This window comes from Methylomonas subterranea (assembly GCF_024505185.1).
Taxonomy (GTDB): Bacteria; Pseudomonadota; Gammaproteobacteria; order Methylococcales; family Methylomonadaceae; genus Methylomonas; species Methylomonas subterranea.
On sequence record NZ_JANIBJ010000011.1, the window covers coordinates 96,654 to 116,209 of the forward strand.

The window sequence follows — 19,556 nt, forward strand, 5'->3', positions numbered from 1 at the left end:
CTATATTACACATGGACACCCCGGAATTTAGCGCCCCGCCACTGAACAGTCCCGAACTTTACATCAACCGAGAACAAAGTCTGTTGGAGTTTAACATCCGCGTGCTGGCGCAGGCCTTGGATGAAAATTTACCCATCCTGGAGCGCCTGAATTATCTGTGTATTTCCTGTTCCAATCTGGACGAATTCTATGAAGTGCGGGTGGCTAGCCTGTTGCAAATGGCGGAAATCGATGCGACCGCCATTAGCGCGGACGGCTTGAACATCCACGAGCAATTCGAAAGAATTTCCAGCAAGGCCCATGAATTGGTGGCCGAACAATATCGGGTATTGAATGAAGTCTTGATTCCGGCCTTGGACGCTCAAAATATCCGCTTTATGCGTCGCGACAGCTGGAGCGATTCGCAGAAGGCCTGGCTGGAAAATTATTTCAACGAAGAGTTGTTGCCCATTTTGACGCCGGTGGGCTTGGATTCCGCGCATCCGTTTCCGCGCATTCTAAATAAGAGTTTGAATTTCATCATTTCCCTGACCGGCAAGGACGCCTTCGGCCGTAATAGCGGCCGCGCGGTGTTACAAGCGCCGCGGGCCCTGCCCCGCATCGTGCAGATACCGGCCGGCGAGACCGACAGCGGCCCGCACGACTTCGTGTTTTTGTCATCCATCATTCATGAATTTGTCACCGACCTGTTCAACGGCATGACCGTCAAGGGCTGTTATCAATTCCGCGTTACCCGGAACAGTGATTTTTTTGTCGACGACGATGCCATTGACGATTTAATGATGGCTGTGGAAGGTGAGCTGGCCATGCGTAATTACGGCGACGAAGTGCGGCTGGAGATCGATGCCAATTGCCCGGAAGAAACCGTCAACTTTCTGTTGGCGCGTTTCGACCTGACGCCGGACCGGCTGTTTCTGGCCAATGGCCCGGTCAACCTGAGTCGGATACAGGCCATCTATAACATGGTAAACCGTCCCGAGCTGAAGTTTTCAGCCTTCAAACCCGGACTGCCCAACGCCTTGAAACGCGACAAGGATATCTTCGCCTGCATCAGAAAACAGGATATTTTGCTGCATCATCCCTACGAATCGTTCAACCCGGTAATAGAGTTCGTCAAACAGGCGGCGGCAGACCCCGATGTATTGGCCATCAAGCAGACTCTCTACCGCACGGGCGTCGATTCCCCCATCGTGGCTGCCTTGATCAAGGCAGCCCGGGCGGGTAAGGAAGTGACGGTGGTCATCGAATTGCGCGCTCGTTTCGACGAAAAGGACAATATCGGCCTGGCGGCCAAGCTACAGGAAGCAGCGGCCCATGTGGTGTATGGCGTGGTCGGCTATAAAACCCATGCCAAGATGTGCATGGTCTTGCGCAAGGAAGGCAACACCTTTCGCAATTACGTGCATTTGGGTACCGGCAACTACCATCCGAAAACCGCGCGTTTATATACCGATTACGGTTTGTTTACCTGCGAAAAGGAATTGAGCGAAGACGTCCGGCGGGTATTTATGCAACTGACCAGCCTGGGCAAGGTCAGCAAGCTCAACAAACTGTTGCAATCGCCCTTCACTCTGCACCAGGGCTTGATAAAAATGATAGATCGGGAAATAGATCAGGCGCAAAAGGGCAAGCCGGCCAAAATCATCATGAAAGTCAACGCGGTGGTGGAGGAACAAGCCATCCAGGCCCTGTACCGGGCTTCGCAAGCCGGGGTGGAAATCAAATTGATCGTGCGCGGCATTTGTTGCCTGCGACCCGGCGTGCCCGGCGTGTCGGAGCACATCGAAGTGCGCTCCATCGTCGGCCGGTTTTTGGAACACACGCGGATTTACGCCTTCATGAACGGGGGCGACTGGGCCATTTACGCCGCCAGCGCCGATTTGATGAACCGCAACATGTTTCGCCGCGTGGAGGTCTGTTTTCCGCTGGAAGACAAAAAAATCAGCGGCCGCGTGTTGAACGATCTGCATGCCAATTTAAATGACAATTCGCAAGCCTGGTTGCTGCAAAGCAATGGGCAATATGTGCGGGCATCCGCCGGCGACGATCCGGTTTATCAGCTGCAAACCGAATTGCTGAAGGCCTTTGCGCAATAGAGCTTGCCGTGACAAACCCAAAACAACACAGACAAGTGGTGCTGGATACCGAAACCACCGGCATCAACCCGAAGGAAGGTCATAAAATCATCGAAATCGGCTGCGTGGAACTGATCAACCGCCGACTGACGCAGAATCGCTTCCACGTGTATTTGAACCCCGACCGAGAAATCGACGCCGGCGCGATTGAGGTGCACGGCATCACCAACGAGTTTTTGCGCGACAAGCCCCGTTTCGCGGCCATCGTCGACGACTTTATGCGCTTCACCCAAGGCGCCGAGCTGATCATTCACAACGCGCCGTTCGACGTCGGCTTTTTGAACCACGAACTAGCGCAACTGCCCGGCGAAACCCGCTCGGTGGAAAGCAACAGCACGGTATTCGACACCTTGACCTTTGCCCGTAAAAAACATCCCGGAGCGCGAAACAGCCTGGATGCGTTATGCAAACGCTACGGCATAGACAATAGCCATAGGGATTTGCACGGGGCCTTGTTGGACGCGGAAATCCTCGCCGACGTGTATTTGCTGATGACCGGCGGTCAGGCATCTTTGTTGGATGAAAACGAGGAAATACGGAGTTCCGAGCAACAACAAACCGCGCGTCTGTCCGCCGACCGGCCCAGATTAAAGGTTATTGCCTGTACGGATGAGGAGTTAAGCCAGCATCAACAGCGTTTGGAAAAAATAGCCAAGATTAGCGGCAATTGTCTTTGGTTGCGAGAGTAAGCGTCGACGAATCAATTGAAAATCGATTCGAAGGAATAACCGGTATCTTCCAGGATTTCTTTCAGGCGTTTCAATCCATCCATCTGAATTTGTCTGACCCGTTCGCGGGTTACTCCCAATTCCAGGGCTACCTGTTCCAGAGTCGCGCTTTCGAAGCCGCACAAGCCGTAACGGCGGCAAATCACTTCGCGCTGTTTGTCGGCGAGTTGGTAAACCCATTGCGTGACGTTGGTTTGTATCAGATTGTCCTGCAGAATTTCGGCCGGTGAGCGGCTTTCTTCCTCGGTGATGGTTTCCAGCAGCGGTTTGTCGAATTCCTTGCCGTAGGATACGTCGACCGAAGTCACCCGCTCATTGAGTTTGAGCATTTTGTTGACGGTTTTGACCGGTTTATCCAGGTGCTTGGCAATATCGTCGGCGGTGGGTTCGTGGTCGAGCTGTTGGGCCAGATTTCTCTGCGCCTTCAGATAAACATTCATTTCCTTGACGATGTGTATCGGCAGGCGAATGGTGCGGGTTTGATTCATGATGGCCCGCTCTATGGTCTGCCTGATCCACCAAGTGGCATAGGTTGAAAAACGAAAACCGCGTTCGGGATCGAATTTTTCCACCGCCCGGATCAGGCCCAGATTGCCCTCTTCTATCAAATCCAACAAGGGCAAACCCCGGTTGAGGTAGCGGCGGGATATCTTGACCACCAGGCGCAAATTGCTTTCTATCATGATTTTGCGTGCCTCGGGGTCGCCCGCCAAGGCGCGCTTGCCGTAAGTCTTTTCTTCGTCGGCGGTCAGCAAAATCGATTTGCTGAGTTCGTTCAAATAGGCGCGAGTAGCGTCGAAACTGCTTTCACCTTGCGGGTCGCTTATTTCCGCGTCGGCAAACTTCAATTGTTCCGGAGCCTCTACGTCGGGATTGTCATCGTCGACATCATCGAAAGAAATGATGTCGGGAATATCCATTTCCAGCTCTTTGCTTATATCTATTGCTTCTTCCATCATGACTCATCTCCAGGTTTGAGGCTTAAGTTTAGTTGGCAATCATACTGTCAAAAAAGCGCCGGACTGCCATTTTTAATTGTTAAATCACCCATCTACCGACATGCGTGGCTTGGTGAATCCGGGTTACGGCCTGGATTCACCAAGTATTTTGTACAACCTGTGCCATTTCAACAACACAATCGCTGTCGAAATTGGTTTTTAGCATAACGCTATTCCATGCCGAGTACCAGCATAACTTTAAAATAATTTTGTTATCAATTGATTTTGTTGACATATTTCACATTATTTTTTGCCCAAAAAATGTGCGCTTGTCGTTGTTAATTTGCAACAAAACCAAGCCAAACATTTGTTTTAATTAAACAAATAAAGGCAAAACCAACTTGGTGCGGTCAGTTTTCCAACAAGATTTTTTTCGCTAAATTGATTTGAGCCGCCAGATAATCCGAGCCGCCTCGATCGGGATGCAGCCTGGAAATCAGTTTGCGATGCGCCGCGACGATTTGACTTTCCGTGGCACCGGATTTCAATCCCAACACATCCAGGGCTTCCGCCTTGCTCATGCCCGTTCTGGCCGGTCCGCGTGTATATTGCCGGCCGTCTCGCGGCCTTTGCTTATTCAGGTTTTGCCATAAACGCCGCAGTTGCGGGGCGTATTGCACGATAAGCGGCAGCAATCGCACGATGAACGCAATCGCCACGCCGATTGCGGCGAACAGCATATTCAGTTTCCCGCTTAAGGCCAGCAGCAAAAGCAGTAGAATAAAAAACACCCAAGCGGTTTTTTTAATTCGGCCGACCGATTGTTCCGCGGGCGTTTTTTGCAACCAGCGTATAGCCAGATAAATCGCAATCACCGGCACCAACAGCAATAAAATGCGTATCACCCTTACTCCAATTCACTCGCAAAATCAGCCTCATAATACCGTAGAATACCCGTGCATTCACTTTCACTCGGTATAAGCATGGCCTCTCCCCCGGTATTAGGTTTTGCGGCGTATAGCGGCACCGGCAAAACCAGTCTGCTGACACGGTTAATTCCCTTGCTGAAGCAGCGCGGCTTAAATATCGGTGTCATCAAACATAGTCATCACGACTTCGAAGTCGATTATCCCGGCAAGGACAGTTATAGGCTGCGCGCCGCCGGCGCCACGCCGGTCATGATAGTTTCGCCTCACAGACGGGCCATAATCAGCGAATTTCAACCGACAAGGGAAGCCGGCCTGCAGGAACAACTGTCGGCTTTTCCGTCAAGCGGCCTGGATTTGATTGTGGTTGAAGGCTTTCGCGACCAACCGATAGCCAAAATAGAACTGCATCGCCCCAGCCTGGGTAAGCCACTGCTTTATCCGACGGATACCAATATCATTGCCGTTGCCAGCGACCAGCCGTTGCAGACGCCGGCGGACCTGCCCAATCTGGATTTAAATAACCCCTCCGCCATTGCCGAGTTTATTATTCAGCATTTTTTTGAGTGTAAAAAGTGACCGATACCTGTTACGTCCAAGCCGCGAAATTGTTGACCGTAGCGCAAGCCAAGCAACACATTCGCCTTGCAATTCAAGAAATAGCCGAGCGGGAGTCGGTTGCAATCGGCGCTGCCTTGGGGCGCATTTTGGCCGACGACCTTCATTCCGCTGTCGACATACCGCCGCAACGCAATGCCGCGATGGATGGCTATGCATTCTCCAGTAGACAGCTGATTGCCGATCAAGCCGTCGAATTGCAAGAAGTTGGCACTGCCTGGGCCGGAAAACCCTATCAAGGAAGCATCGGGCCGAACCAGTGCGTGCGAATTTTTACCGGCGCGGTGGTGCCGGAAAGCGCCGATAGCGTCATCGCCCAAGAGCAAATCCAGCGGGTAGGCAACAGCATTCATTTTCCGCCCGGCACCCAGCCTTTCAAAAACATCAGAGCAGCCGGCAGCGATGTAAAACAGGGTGAAGTACTTGTTACGGCGCCAAAACGATTGAGCCCCGCCGACCTTGGTTTGTTAGCCGCCGCCGGTATAAGCAGCGTTGCGGTAAAGCGGCGGCTGAAAATAGGCTTCTTCTCCACCGGCGATGAATTAAGCGCTCTGGGCAATCCCTTGCGGACGGGACAAATATACGACAGCAATCGTTATATGCTGTCCGGATTGCTGAACGATGCCAACCACATTTGTACCGATTTGGGCGTCATTGCCGACGACTCAGAATTACTGGAACATACCTTGCTGTCGGCGGCGGAGCAATTCGATGTCCTGATTTCCAGCGGCGGCGCATCGGTCGGCGACGCCGACTTCGTGAAGCAAGCCCTGGAAAAATGCGGCCGGGTAAACTTCTGGAAACTGGCTATCAAACCGGGCAAACCGCTGGCATTCGGCCGCATCAAAAACTGCTGGTTTTTCGGTCTACCGGGCAATCCGATAGCCGTGCTGGTCACCTACCGGCAATTCGTCAAACCGGCCCTGGCGCAATTGGCCGGAAACACAGCGGAAATGCCCTTGCAACTCAAGGCTCGCTGCGAAAGCGCTTTACGAAAATCACCGGGTCGGGAGGAATATCAGCGCGGTATTCTCAGGCAAACCGCACCGGGTGAATTTGCGGTCAAATCCGCCGGACCGCAGGATTCCCATCAGCTTAAAGTTGCCAGTCTAGCGAATTGCTTTATTGTTCTCGATAGCGCCTGCGCGGGGGTTAGCGCCGGTGAGAGCGTGACGGTTGAACCGTTTGATGCATTCCTCTCCGAGTAAGCGCGGAGGGCCACGCTAGCCTAGGGACCGGATAATGTTCACACTTCCCAAAATGAATTGTCTTCAAAGTAAAACAATTCGGATTCGCCCTTGGGCGGAACGACCAGTTCCTTTAAAGGCATGGGTTTATGAATAAAATAACCCTGGCCGTAATCCACGCCGATTTGCTTGAGAACGTCCTTTATTTCAGCGGACTCGACATATTCCGCAATGGTTTTCAAATTCAATGAATGGGCGATCTCGTTCATGGATTTGACGATGGCCAAGTCAGCTTTATTGGTGGCAAGTTCTTTCACGAACGCCCCGTCGATTTTAAGAAAGTCAACATTCAGGTTTTTCAAATAGGCATAGGACGAATAGCCCGAGCCGAAATCGTCCAATGAAAATTTGCAGCCGAAGGTTTTAATGGCGTTGATGAACTTTTTGGTAAATGCCAAATTTTCGGAGGCCACCGTTTCGGTGATTTCAAAAACCAGCTTCTCAACCGGAAACATAGCCGCCTCCAACAGCGTTTGCAGAAATTGCAGAAACTCTTCGCTATTCAGGGACTGGCCCGACAGATTAATGGAAAATCCGTCCATACTGTCAAAGCTCAGGCGATTTTTCTCAATCCAGTCGAATACGGTATTGACGACCCACATATCGACTTCATGCATGCGCTTGCTGCGCTCAACGGCGGGTATGAAATGATCGGGAGGGATGATATTGCCCTCTTCGTCTTTTATACCCAGTAAAATTTCATAATGGATATGGCTTTCCTTGTCGGCCTCTATGGGCGCTATCATTTGACAGCGGGCAAACAATCTATCGTCGGAAAATACCGTATCGATTTGCCCTATCCACTCCAGCAACTTATTTTGATATTGCAAATTTTCATCATCGCCGGCAAATACCAACACATTACCGCGACCGGAACGCTCGGCGGACAAGCTCGCCGCATCGGCTTGCTGCAATAATTGATATACATCGACACAATCTTCCGCGAAAGGTCTCAAGCCTATGCTGAGCGTAATGGGCAGGCTGATTTCCTGCCATTTGAAATGCGTTTCGCCAACCAGTTTTATCAACTGTTTCGACAATTCATATCCTTCGTCGGTGCTACAGTTTTTAAACAAAATAGCAAACGATTTGTCGCCCAGTCTGGCAAACAAATCGGCTGTCCTCAATTGGTCCGCCATGCGTTGGGTAATCATTTTCAACATTTGCTGACTGCCGGAAAGACCGCACAGATTGGTAACCAGACGAAAATCCAAAACCTCTATATGACAGAGCACATGCTGTACTTGGTTAAGCTTGGGCATTTCATTTTTAAGTTGCTTGATAAACTCATCGCGGGTTATCAAGTTCGTATCGGGGTCGTGCGTGGCATTGAATACGAATTTTTCGTGCATGTTCTGCAGCATTGAAGTGCTGGTGCGCTCGGTTAACGGCAGATCCAGACTTTCGGTTTTTTCCGCCGACCCCTGCCGGAAAAGCGTCACCAAGCCTGCCTTATTGAACTGCAGACTTTTGAGTCCTTCCGTGTTTACAAACACATAAACCGCCGGAGCATGACCTATCCAAACCAATTTCATGGGCTCGAACCAATCATGCTCGTGCTTGATTCGCAACCAATCCCCAACAACCAATTGCTCGATCAATAAATCCAATTCGTCGGTGCTGCCTAACGATTGGGCGACGTCGTCCGAATTTTGTTTGGCAACCTTGATGGTTTGCAGCGGTTTTCTGACTTTTGGATTGCCGCTGCCGAGCAAAAGCGCGGTCAGCTCGTCTAGCACCTGTTTCCGTTCCCGCGCGGTCGTCGCGCTTGAACTCAATTCGTCTTCAATAAATGTTAGGGTGGTTTGAATGCTGCTGGCTTGGATCCTGACCACGGAATCCTGTTCATAAAGCCAAAACATCAAGTCATCGATGACGTTCAGATAACTGCGTATTTTGTCGCCTTGCTTTTCTTTATTCAATTCCGCGAAAACCAGCAAATTCCGCCAACCGGCGTCCAGCAGCATGGGTATTACGATCGGCACCGCTTTGCCAGCGATACGTTTATCGATTTCGTCCTGAATCGCCTGTTTTGCCAAGGCCAGTTTTTGCTGACCTTTATGAATTTCGATAATATGGTTAATCCTGGAATCAACGGTTTTCTTGATATTTTTTGTAAAAGAATCTATTTCTTTTTCCAACTCGAGCCAGATATCCGGGTTAGCCGGTGCGTCCCGCGCTATTCGGCCGGTAAAATCGCTCATAAACTCTTTGATTGAGTTTGCCTTTGCGGTTTTATGACCGTTAACGGCCTGCCCCAATACCGCCAGATTATTGATGATATTTTTAGCGGGATTGGATTCGGATTCCAGAAACTCGTTGCCTTGCAAGGGCAACAACATCAAGGGCAAGTGTATGGATTCAAAGTAGGGTTTTAAATCGGATGGAATACCGGAATCATTTAACAAGGTTTCGAAAAATTTACCGTAAATATTCAAGCGATTGCCGTCGTTCGGGGAAAAGACTTTAGGCTTGTCGCTCAGTTTTTTTAATATATCTTGCAGGCTGTTTTTAAAAGCGGCATAGTTTTGATGTATCTTCCCGTCTCCGGCATGCTGTTGCAACTGCGCAATAGCCAAGCAAATTTCGTTCGGATCAAAATAATTGTTATTCACGGAAAATGCCGAACCGCCTTCGCTCGCATCCGTGAATCCGGGCTCATCAACCCGTGACAGACTGACTTCCTGTAATATGTCAAATAATTTACTGACGATATGAACGGCGGCTGGCTGATATGGTTCACGCGTTGTTAAATTAACCCGACTGCTTGCAGCGGCATTTCCATCGCGATTAGCGGACCGGCCGGAATTTAACGCGCGTTTATTTGAAACGCCGGCCTGATCGTCAAGATATTTGCCGACAAGCGAGCCTTGCGTCTTCAAACTCGAATCGACTTGCTGATAAAAGACCGGTAAGCTCTCGAATAGACTTCTGCCAAAACAACTGTAAAGAGCTTTTTTTTTGTTGTTATCCAAGTTGAATTGCAGCAGTATTTCTCTCCAGCAATCGCACAGTATGGCGGGAGTAACAGGATTATTAATGGTTGTTTTGGATCGTCCGAATATTCTGCTCAACTCGCGAGTGACTTGGTTGATTGGGTCTTCATATTGATTGCTCAATTTCCTGATTACGGCAGACATGTTCAACCAATCCTCAAAGTCTTCTTTTTCCACTAGCGAAAGAGGTCTGTCGAAACTAGTAATATCTTCTTTTTTTTGGCTATTGTCGGTAATCGAGTCAATCTGTTCAACAACGGAATGGCAAAATTCACTGGTACATGTCTCGATATTCAGTTTTAAGGTAGTTACCAAGTCATCCAATTCTGAACGACTGGCAAAATACTCTGAATGTAAATTGACTCGTGTCAGATTTTGGCTGAGCATTTCAAAAAAATTAAGCACCAACTTTTCCAACAGCTCCAGCAGGGCTTGGGTAAGGAATAACTTGAATCTTCCGTAAGCTTGCGACCTACCGGAGCCATCGAAATCCGTTGACGTACCAATGCCTGGAACCATCTGCGATTTCAAGGCATTGAAGGTTGTCAGAGGCATGTTGTCAATCAATACGCCGATACCGTTACCGGAGTGGTGCATAACTTGGGCAGCGACTTCAAAGGCTTGTAAACCTTGCTCGGAAACAATCCTGAACTGGATCTTGACGTTTTTAGGCAACGAGATTTCAAAATTGGCTTGCGTAATCCTTAAGAACAAGCCGTGGGCGCAAAAATCCAGTAGCAGGCATTCAAAGCGCTGAAACTCATCCACTACAAGTACAGCCTTCAATTCAATCGCATAACGAATGTATCTGCGCTGTTTGATTTTGTTGCTCTTGGACCGCATTCCCGAATCAGACTTGGATATTGACGATTAACGAAGTATCAAACGCTTATAATAGTTCAACATAAAAGCTCCCGCCGGATGTGGCTGGAATTTTCGAGGTTTAATTTAAAAGCCCATGGGCTTGGTGAAGTAAGAAGATGACCGGTTTGACGGTCGGTCGCGCCTGAAGGAGCTCTTCGCGCGACCGGTATTTTTCGCTTTGGCATCGCACCTGAATGCCAAAGCGACCTGCAATCGTTTACCCGAATACTAACAGCAAAAATCCATCTTGCCTGAGCTAATCTTATCTGGCTTCCAGTTCAGCCAAATAACCGTGTTTTCTCGCCAGATATTCATCCACAAACGCCTGCATGGGAGCGGCTTCGTAAGCGCGCAATCCGCTGACGGCCAGTTTTTTAAATCCGGAGCCGACGATTTCTTCTCCCGACTTGATCTGAAAATACAGATAAGCCGTGGCTCGCTTGCCGTTGACTTCCATTTTCGGCTCCAGCATCTCCAGCGTGGGATTCGACACATCGAGCTTGCGCATTTTTAAGGTCATGCTTTCATAGATCACCAAGGGGCGATCGATATTGAACATGACGTTTTCTTTTTCCAGCAGCGGCACCAAGACATAGGGAAAGTTTTGCCCGGAAAACGCCACATAATCCCTGATCAAGGTTTCGATCATGGCATGATCATGACTGACTTTGCCGGAACGTTCGATTTGCAGATAGGTTTTACCCTGGTTATCGTTGACTTCGATATGCTCGGCATCGCTATCCGGAAAATGCAGTAACACGCCATCGCCCACCATGCCGGAAAATATGAAATGCATATTTTCGCTGAGGCCGTATTTCTCCAAAACCAGCGAAAACAATAAATCGCCGGGCACGCAAAAGCGTTTGGCATCCGCATCGTGCAGCGGATTGAAATCGTGGGCAATTTCCTTGGCAAACATACTCGCTTGCTGAGCGGCGATACGAATGCTGTTGTCGTGGGTATCGTAAAATTCTTTCAAAAACATGATTATTATTTTTATTAGTAGCGTGGAACGGTGGGATCGCAGCTCGTGGACCAGGCGTCTATGCCGCCCTTAAGGTTGTATAGCCGGTCAAAGCCGTATTGATCCAAAAACAGACAAGCTTGCTGGCTACGCATGCCGTGATGACATATCACTACAATGTCTTGCTCGGCATTCAGTTCTTGTATTCTTTCCGGAATGCGGTTTAACGGGATATGTATGCTGCCTTCGATGCGGGCAAATGCGTATTCGTGCGCCTCCCGCACATCAAGAAGCTGGAGTGTGTCGCCACGTTGCAGACGCTCCTGCAACTGTTGCGCGGTACATTGTGTTATCGGCATATGAAACGTTCCAATCGGGTTAAAGCTTCGGCCATTCTATCGATAGATGCGGTATAAGCAAAACGGATATGTTTATCCGCCCGATATTTCCCGAAATCGCGGCCCGGTGTGACCGCGACGCCTTCCCGCTCCAATAACTCGCCGGCGAATGCAAAACTGTTGTCGGTAAAGGCGCTGCAGTCGGCATAAATATAAAACGCGCCTTCCGGCTTGCAGGCAATTTTAAAGCCCAGTTTCAACAGATTGGTATATAGAAAATCGCGCCGGGCCTTAAATTCCAGCCGCCGTCTTTCCAGTTCGGCCAAATTATCTTCGGTAAACGAGGCCAGGGCCGCATGCTGCGAGTGAGTGGGAGTGGAGATGAAAATATTCTGAGCCAGCTTCTCCGCCGCCTCGACGAAATCGTCCGGCACCACCAGCCAACCGACGCGCCAGCCCGTCATGCCGAAGAATTTGGAAAAACTGTTGATCACAAAAGCGTCGTCGCCATGAGCCAGCGCCGTCGCCGCCGGCTGGTCGTAAATCAGGCCGTGATAGATTTCATCGGAGTAGAAACAACCACCCAGCCGATGAACTTGATCGATGGCGTATTTCAAATCCGCTCCGTTCAACAAGGTACCGGTCGGATTGGACGGCGACGCCGCCAGGACGCCCTTGCTGTTCGGCCGCCAGTTTTGGGCAATCAAATCGGCGGTAAGTTGGTACTCGGTATCCGCGCCGACGTTAACAAAATGGGTTTGACCGTTAAACAGGCGCACAAAGTTATCGTTACAGGGATAGCAAGGGTCCGCCATCATCACCTGTTCGCCGGGATTCAAACTGATGCCGAAAGCCAGTAAAAAGGCCCCCGAAGCGCCCGGCGTGATGAATACCCTGCCGGGGTCGACCTTGACGCCGTATTGGCGGACATAATGTTCGGCGATGGCCTCGCGCAATTCGGGCAAGCCGGCCGCCGCGGTATATTTGACTTCACCCGTTTTTAGCAGAGCGCGGCCAGCGTCAATCACGGCTTGCGGGGTCGGAAAATCCGGCTCGCCGATTTCCATGTGAATGACGTCCCTACCTTCGCGCTCCAATTGTTTGGCGCGTTGTAATAATTCCATGACGTAAAAGGCGGAGATCCCGCGCATCCTGTCCGCGACTTGCTGTTTCATAAAGGGCTTACCGATGGTTAATGCGCCGGCATAATAACAAACTTCTTGCTTGCCCTTGCCCATTCTGATAAAAAGCCCCGATTTTTTTAAAGACAGCCAGGAGTCAATGGATGAATAGTTCCACCTCAGAATTCACCTTCAAACCTTACCAGGAGTCTGAAGGCGAAGAATACATGAACGAGGCCCAGTTGCAGCATTTCACCAATATCCTGAACAAATGGAAATCCGAGTTGATGGAGGAAGTGGATCGCACGGTACATCATATGCAGGACGATGCGGCCAATTTCCCCGATCCCAATGACCGGGCTACCCAGGAGTCCGAGTTCAGTCTGGAACTGCGCACCCGCGACCGCGAACGTAAATTGATCAAGAAAATCGAGGAGTCGCTGAAAAACATTGAATCCGGCGATTACGGTTATTGTGAAACCTGCGGCGTGGAAATCGGCATCCGCCGCCTGGAAGCCCGTCCGACCGCGACCTTGTGCATAGACTGCAAAACCCTGGATGAAATCCGGGAAAAACAAATGGGTTAACCCTGCCGCAACCTTCCCCATCCTATATCGGTCGGTTTGCGCCCTCGCCCACCGGCCCGCTGCATTTAGGCTCGCTCTATACCGCCCTGGCCAGCTATCTGGATGCTCGCAGTCATCGGGGGCTATGGCTGCTGCGCATCGATGATCTGGATACGCCGCGCAACGCACCGGGCGCCGCCGACGCCATCTTAAAATGCCTGGACCGTTTTCAGTTGCATTGGGACGGCAGCGTGTATTTCCAAAGCAATCAGCTGGAAAGCTACGCGCTGGCTTTTGAGCGATTAAGCCAACAACATATATACGCCTGCCGTTGCAGCCGCAAGGATTTGAATGGCATGCCGGTATATCCGGGCAGCTGCCGCAAGGCGGGCTTTCCGCTCGATACTTCCTCGGCCTGGCGTCTGCGGGTCACGGATAGGGATATCGGCTTCCAGGACGCTCTGCAAGGTTGGGTCAGCGAAAATCCGGCCCGCGCGCACGGAGACTTCATCGTGCGCCGGCGGGACGGCATCGTGGCATATCAGTTTGCGGTGGTGATAGACGACAACCGGCAAGGGGTCAATCGGGTGGTACGCGGCCTGGATCTGCTCGACTCGACCACCCGGCAACGCTATTTGCAAACCTTGCTGGAATATCCTCAACCCGACTACATGCACCTGCCGTTGATCGTCGACCGCCACGGCAACAAACTCAGCAAGCAAACCCTGGCCGAGCCGGTCGATGACACGCGACCGGCCGTCACCCTGTTTCTGCTGCTGCAACTGTTGCGGCAAAACCCACCCTCGAGCCTGCGCGAGGCGCCGGCCACCGAAATACTGGCTTGGGGCATCGAGCACTGGCAACCGCAAACACTGAAAAAAATGCACTCAATTCATCCGCCGGAATTGCCCGCTTAGGCTCCGCTTCGCCCGGCCGTACCGATCCGCGGCGCTTCGGTTAAACTTAGCCGATAAACAATACGCCGACCCATCTATAATAGGGCCGGCAAAGCTTGCCGCTTACCGAACCCTTAAAGAACAAATCCAATACGTTACGATGACAGCCGAATTCGCAATTTATCTTGTCGCTCAATGCCTGGGAACGGCGGCAACCCTGTTCCTGGCCTACCGTTCCTTCCAGAAACGCCGAATACAGCTGGGCGACGCGCCCACGCTGCCGCAGTATTTCAGCCGCAGAAGCGCTTACTGGACAGGTATCGCACTGTATTGCGCGTTGATGGCGGCGATTTATTGGCTGCTGACTTGGCAATGGCTGCCGCTGGAACCCTTGTTTACGCTGATCGTCAGCAATCTGCAATCCAGAGAGTGGCTGGAGTTGCTGGAGGGGCTGGACGGCGGCACCCTGATTCCGCTGATCTTCGCCGGCTCCTTTCTGTTTCTGATCGACTGGGAAAATCGCTTCAATCCGCTGCTGATTCTCAGGGACAGCATGCACGACGCCTTCGCCATTCCGACCAAGGCCGCGCAAGTCTATAACGCCTTGATGGCGTCCAGGTTATCGGCGGTGGACGATCACATCAAGGCGCAAATTGCCGACCGTCTGTTGGTGCAGAGCATAGATTCGGGCGATTTCGATAAATCCGGCGCCACGGTCGAATACAAATGGGCTCATAACAGTCTGTTGTTCGACCGGATACAGCACTATGCCGACCAATCGTCTTACCGGCGTTTTTTCAACGAACCTTCCTTGAAATGGGGCGAAATCTGTATCAGCTACAACGCAATGTCGGAAAAAGTCGCCATCTGGAAGGACGCGGAACCGCACTACACCAAGACCGTGCTGTTGATCAAGGATCTGGACAAACTGACCGGCCTGTTGTGCCGGCTACTGGCATCGCTGATCGTGTTCGGCAGCCCCGGCGAGGACGATATGTGGGCGACGGTCAGGCAATTGGGCGGCAAGGTGAACGAATCCCAACTGCAAAACACCTACAAGTACGTGCTTATTTTTACCGCCGTCACCGGCATCGGCGTCATACTGGGCCGGGAAATATCGGTATCGCTGCACAACAGCATCCTGTTCCCCGAAAAGCCGCTACCGCACTTCAGCTATACCACATTGCGCTGGATCGCCTACGCCATACCGATGTATGTCTTGCCCCTGGTCCTGGTACTCGTGATCCGGGCGCTGACTTTCGGACAACAGCAGGCTCAGGCCGAACGTAACTATGGTTTTTACATGGTCATGATGATATTGGGCGGCGTGCTCAGTACCACGACGGCGGCCGTGGTACTTGAACTGACTTTTTACCACAGGCCGCGATTCGAATTTCTCGGCAGCTTTCTGCAGCATATGCGCTGGGGAATTTTGCCGGCGTTGCTGAGCGCTTACGTGGCCTACCGCCTGGATACGCCGAGCGGGAATGCGGAATCACCGGTCAAATTGATTCTGGCCGGCATTGCAAGGTTTCTGGGCTGGGGCACGGTAGCGGTGATTTTCATGCTGTACGCCACCGATGACTTACCCGCGGACGTTTCCAACCTGCGCTTTACCCTGGTCGGTACCGCTTTTTTCGTGGTGGGCCTGTTGGCGGCATTCGCCTGTTTCAAGACATCTCGCTCGTGAGACACGGGGGAGACACAAATTGATTTGACTGAATCGTTGACCGCGGCCAGTCTGACACCATCGACCAGTCCCGCACCCACGATAAGAAAAACCGGAACCGAATCCAAGGACACAATATGTCGGAACATCATACCTATCCCGTCAAACCCCAAATTGCCGCCATGGCGCATATCGACGCCGCGCGTTATCGAAGTCTATATCGACAATCGCTTGACGACCCGGACGGTTTTTGGGCCGAGCAAGCGCGGCAATTTCTGACCTGGGAACAGCCGTGGCGGCAGGTTTCGCAATGCGATTTTCCAAGCGGCGATATTCATTGGTTCAAGGGTGGCAAACTGAATGTCAGCGTCAACTGTCTGGACCGGCATCTGGATAAGCGCGGTGACCAGGTCGCCATAATTTGGGAAGGCGACCATCCGGATGACGACGCCACGCTGACCTACCGGGAATTGCACCGAGAAGTCTGCAAATTCGCCAATGTGCTGAAAGCCCAAGGCGTGAAAAAAGGCGACAGGGTGTGCATTTATTTACCGATGATCAGCGAAGCGGCGGTGGTGATTCTGGCCTGCACCCGCATAGGCGCGGTGCATTCCATCGTCTTCGGCGGTTTTTCCGCCGACGCTCTGCGCGACCGGATTCTGGACGCCGATTGCCGCTTGTTGATTTGCGCCGACGAAAGCTACCGGGGCGGCAAAATCGTTCCAGCCAAAATCAACGCCGACAAGGCCGCCGCCCAGTGCCCCAACCTGTCCACGGTCATCGTCATCAAACATACCGGCCACGCCATTCCGTGGACCGAAGGCCGCGACGTATGCTACCGCGGCGCCATGGCCGAAGCGTCGGCCGATTGCGCGCCGGAAATGATGGACGCCGAGGACCCGCTGTTTATTTTGTATACCTCGGGTTCCACCGGCAAACCCAAGGGCGTGCTGCATACCACCGGCGGCTATCTGCTGTATGCCGCCATGACCCATAAATACGTGTTCGATTATCACGACGGCGATATTTACTGGTGCACCGCCGACATCGGCTGGATTACCGGCCATTCCTACGTGTTGTACGGTCCCTTGTGCAACGGCGCTACCACTTTGATGTTCGAGGGCGTGCCCACCTACCCGGCCGCCGACCGTTTCTGGCAAGTGGTGGACAAGCATAAGGTCAATATTTTTTATACCGCGCCGACCGCCATACGCGCCTTGATGGCCCAGGGCGACCAATATGTTTCCCGTACCGATCGCGGCAGTCTGCGCATCCTGGGCAGTGTCGGCGAGCCGATCAACCCGGAAGCCTGGGAGTGGTATTACCATGTGGTCGGCGGCGCGCGTTGCCCCATCGTCGATACCTGGTGGCAAACCGAAACCGGCGGCATTCTGATTACCCCCCTGCCCGGCGCGATCGATTTAAAACCCGGCTCGGCCAGCTTGCCGTTTTTCGGCATCAAACCGGCCATCGTCGATAACGACGGCCACATGCTGGAAGGTGTCGCCGAAGGCAATCTGGTCATTACCGGTTCCTGGCCCGGACAAATGCGCACCGTATACGGCGACCATCAGCGTTTCGTCGAAACTTATTTCAAAAAATTTCCCGGCCTGTATTTTGCGGGCGACGGCGCCAAGCGCGACGAGCACGGCTATTACTGGATCACCGGCCGGGTCGACGACGTCATCAACGTGTCCGGCCATCGTCTGGGCACGGCGGAAATCGAAAGCGCGCTGGTATTGCATCACGACGTCGCCGAAGCCGCAGTGGTGGGTTTTCCGCATGCCATCAAGGGCCAGGGCATCTACGCCTATGTAACCTTGAATGCCGGCGTACAGCCCAGCGACGAACTTAAAAAACAACTGAAGGAACTGGTCAAGGAAGAAATCAGCGCCATTGCGCTGCCGGATTTCATCCAATGGGCGCCCGGCCTGCCGAAAACCCGCTCCGGTAAAATCATGCGGCGTATCTTGCGCAAAATCGCCGCCAACGACATCGGCGATTTGGGCGACACCTCCACGCTGGCCGATCCCTCGGTGGTGGACGACCTGCTGGCGCAACGCGCGCTGCAGTAAATCGTGCGGATATTTTTAGCTTATATGGGCGTGGTGATCATCTGGTCCACCACGCCGTTGGCCATCAAATGGAGTTCGGTTGACGTCAGCTATGTGTTCGGCGTGACCGCCCGCATGTGCATAGGCGCGGCCTGCCTGTTTTTGTTGATGCTGCTGGCCCGGCAACCGTTACGACTGCACCGCAAGGCGCTGCAAACCTATCTGGCGGTGGCTCTGCAGCTTTATCTGAGCATGCTGATCACTTACTGGGGCGCCCAACACATTCCCTCCGGCTGGGTATCGGTGATATTCGGCTTGAGCCCGTTCATGACCGCATTTTTAGCGGCGGCTTTTTTAAAGGAACGCAGCCTGGGCCTAGCTAAGCTGATTTCCTATTTAATGGGCGTGGCGGGCTTGTTGGTGATGTTCAACTCGGCGCTGGAGATCGACGAGTTGGCCATACAAGGCATGCTGGCCATGCTGATGGCGACTTTTTTATATGCGGTCAGCTCGGTGTGGGTGAAACAGATTAGAGCGGAACTGCCGGCCTTGACCCAAATCGGCGGCGGCATGCTGATAGCCCTACCCGCTTATTTGATCACTTGGTATTGGCTGGACGGAGCGGCATTACCGGAAGCCATGTCCCCACAAACCCAGCTGGCCATTCTGTATCTGGGCATGATTGCCACGCCGATCGGTTTCTCGCTGTTCTATTACCTGCTGATTTACCTGCCGGCCACCTCGGTGGCGATGATCACCCTGATCACGCCGGTGTTTTCGCTGGTGCTCGGCTATTTCGTCAATCAGGAACCCCTGACATTGAAAATCGCCGTCGGCAGCGGATTGATCGTACTGGCCTTGGCCATCCATGCCTTTACCGACCGGCGGCAAAGCCAGGCTTGACGCCGGCATGATCCGGTGTTGCCGCCGCGCCGGCATCGATTGCAAGCATGCTGCCCGCCAACCGCCCTTCCGGCAGCAAGTCGGACAGCACCGCGCCGTCCAACACCCGTAAAAACTGCCCGACCGCGTTGCTTAATAGACTCGTCAAGCCGCATTCGGGTTGAAGCGCACACAAACCTTGCTTGTTGGGATTGAAGCACTCGGCCATCTGAAAATGGCCCTCCAACTCCCTGACCACGCTGCCCACGCTGATTTTCTCCGCCGGAGCGGCCAAACAAATACCGCCGCCCTTGCCGCGCACGGTACGCACAAAACCTTTCAAGCCCAGATTGTGCACCACCTTGACCAAGTGATTTTTGGATATGGCAAAAAACGCCGCCAGCTCGTTAATGGTCACCAGTCTGTCCGGGTGTAAAGTCAAATAAATCAAAACCCGTAATCCGTAATCCGTGTGCGCGGTCAGCTGCATAAGTCAATCGTTGTTTATTAATGTATTTGAAATAAATCTTTAGAGGTTTTACACTCTTTATAAGATGTAAATATGATGAATGTTTAGGATTCCGCCCGCAATAACTTCCGCATACTGTTCCCCC

16 protein-coding genes are annotated in these 19,556 nt (G+C 52.2%); 9 read left to right on the top strand and 7 right to left on the bottom strand.

Going from position 1 to position 19,556, the window contains the following annotated elements:
• Positions 1-11 precede the first annotated feature (11 nt).
• Both ppk1 and dnaQ read left to right on the top strand, forming a co-directional pair.
• A complete protein-coding gene (gene ppk1, locus NP590_RS07705) occupies positions 12-2,096 on the top strand; it encodes a polyphosphate kinase 1 (RefSeq protein ID WP_256601736.1) in 2,085 nt (694 codons plus the stop codon).
• Between the two features lie 8 nt (positions 2,097-2,104).
• Positions 2,105-2,824, top strand: a complete 720-nt coding sequence (gene dnaQ, locus NP590_RS07710) for a DNA polymerase III subunit epsilon (protein WP_256601737.1) — start codon at positions 2,105-2,107, stop codon at positions 2,822-2,824.
• Positions 2,825-2,835: 11 nt separating this feature from the next.
• On the opposite strand, the gene rpoS is transcribed toward dnaQ, so the two are convergent.
• Together rpoS and NP590_RS07720 are read right to left on the bottom strand one after the other, a co-directional pair.
• Complete coding sequence (gene rpoS / locus NP590_RS07715; protein WP_256601738.1) at positions 2,836-3,822, bottom strand: RNA polymerase sigma factor RpoS; 987 nt, start codon at positions 3,820-3,822, stop codon at positions 2,836-2,838.
• 389 nt (positions 3,823-4,211) lie between these two features.
• Positions 4,212-4,706: a J domain-containing protein gene (locus NP590_RS07720; RefSeq protein ID WP_256601739.1), complete on the bottom strand. Its 495-nt coding sequence runs from the start codon at positions 4,704-4,706 to the stop codon at positions 4,212-4,214.
• A gap of 78 nt (positions 4,707-4,784) precedes the next feature.
• Here NP590_RS07720 and mobB point away from each other — a divergent pair, with 78 nt between their 5' ends.
• Entirely contained in the window at positions 4,785-5,306 is a 522-nt protein-coding gene (mobB, locus tag NP590_RS07725; RefSeq protein WP_256601740.1) for a molybdopterin-guanine dinucleotide biosynthesis protein B, read from the top strand.
• Complete coding sequence (gene moeA, locus NP590_RS07730) at positions 5,303-6,553, top strand: molybdopterin molybdotransferase MoeA (protein WP_256601741.1); 1,251 nt, start codon at positions 5,303-5,305, stop codon at positions 6,551-6,553. The genes mobB and moeA overlap by 4 nt, the downstream gene beginning before the upstream one ends.
• Before the next feature lie 38 nt (positions 6,554-6,591).
• Here moeA and NP590_RS07735 read toward each other — a convergent pair whose 3' ends face one another.
• The 4 genes from NP590_RS07735 to NP590_RS07750 all read right to left on the bottom strand — a co-directional run bounded on the left by NP590_RS07735 (position 6,592) and on the right by NP590_RS07750 (position 12,929).
• Positions 6,592-10,431, bottom strand: coding sequence for a DUF1631 family protein (locus NP590_RS07735; protein WP_256601742.1), 3,840 nt, complete (start codon positions 10,429-10,431; stop codon positions 6,592-6,594).
• A 283-nt stretch (positions 10,432-10,714) separates the two neighbouring features.
• Entirely contained in the window at positions 10,715-11,437 is a 723-nt protein-coding gene (locus NP590_RS07740; protein WP_256601743.1) for a DUF3581 domain-containing protein, read from the bottom strand.
• Between the two features lie 14 nt (positions 11,438-11,451).
• A complete protein-coding gene (locus tag NP590_RS07745) occupies positions 11,452-11,775 on the bottom strand; it encodes a rhodanese-like domain-containing protein (protein WP_256601744.1) in 324 nt (107 codons plus the stop codon).
• A complete protein-coding gene (locus tag NP590_RS07750; RefSeq protein WP_256601745.1) occupies positions 11,766-12,929 on the bottom strand; it encodes a pyridoxal phosphate-dependent aminotransferase in 1,164 nt (387 codons plus the stop codon). Before NP590_RS07750 ends, NP590_RS07745 begins: the two co-directional genes overlap by 10 nt.
• A gap of 110 nt (positions 12,930-13,039) precedes the next feature.
• Between NP590_RS07750 and dksA the strand changes: the two genes are divergently transcribed.
• From dksA to NP590_RS07775, 5 genes are all read left to right on the top strand, one after another.
• Positions 13,040-13,462 (top strand): RNA polymerase-binding protein DksA, encoded by a 423-nt coding sequence (gene dksA / locus NP590_RS07755; protein ID WP_256601746.1) that lies wholly within the window; start codon positions 13,040-13,042, stop codon positions 13,460-13,462.
• A gap of 26 nt (positions 13,463-13,488) precedes the next feature.
• On the top strand, positions 13,489-14,358 hold the full coding sequence (gene gluQRS / locus NP590_RS07760; RefSeq protein WP_256601756.1) for a tRNA glutamyl-Q(34) synthetase GluQRS: 870 nt from the start codon (positions 13,489-13,491) through the stop codon (positions 14,356-14,358).
• Between the two features lie 139 nt (positions 14,359-14,497).
• Complete coding sequence (locus NP590_RS07765; protein ID WP_256601747.1) at positions 14,498-16,027, top strand: hypothetical protein; 1,530 nt, start codon at positions 14,498-14,500, stop codon at positions 16,025-16,027.
• Positions 16,028-16,143: 116 nt separating this feature from the next.
• Entirely contained in the window at positions 16,144-18,081 is a 1,938-nt protein-coding gene (gene acs / locus NP590_RS07770) for an acetate--CoA ligase (protein WP_256601748.1), read from the top strand.
• A gap of 3 nt (positions 18,082-18,084) precedes the next feature.
• Positions 18,085-18,963: a DMT family transporter gene (locus NP590_RS07775; protein WP_256601749.1), complete on the top strand. Its 879-nt coding sequence runs from the start codon at positions 18,085-18,087 to the stop codon at positions 18,961-18,963.
• On the opposite strand, the gene NP590_RS07780 is transcribed toward NP590_RS07775, so the two are convergent.
• On the bottom strand, positions 18,935-19,432 hold the full coding sequence (locus NP590_RS07780) for an Rrf2 family transcriptional regulator (protein ID WP_256601750.1): 498 nt from the start codon (positions 19,430-19,432) through the stop codon (positions 18,935-18,937). The two genes, NP590_RS07775 and NP590_RS07780, sit on opposite strands and share 29 nt — an antisense overlap.
• Positions 19,433-19,556: the final 124 nt, after the last annotated feature.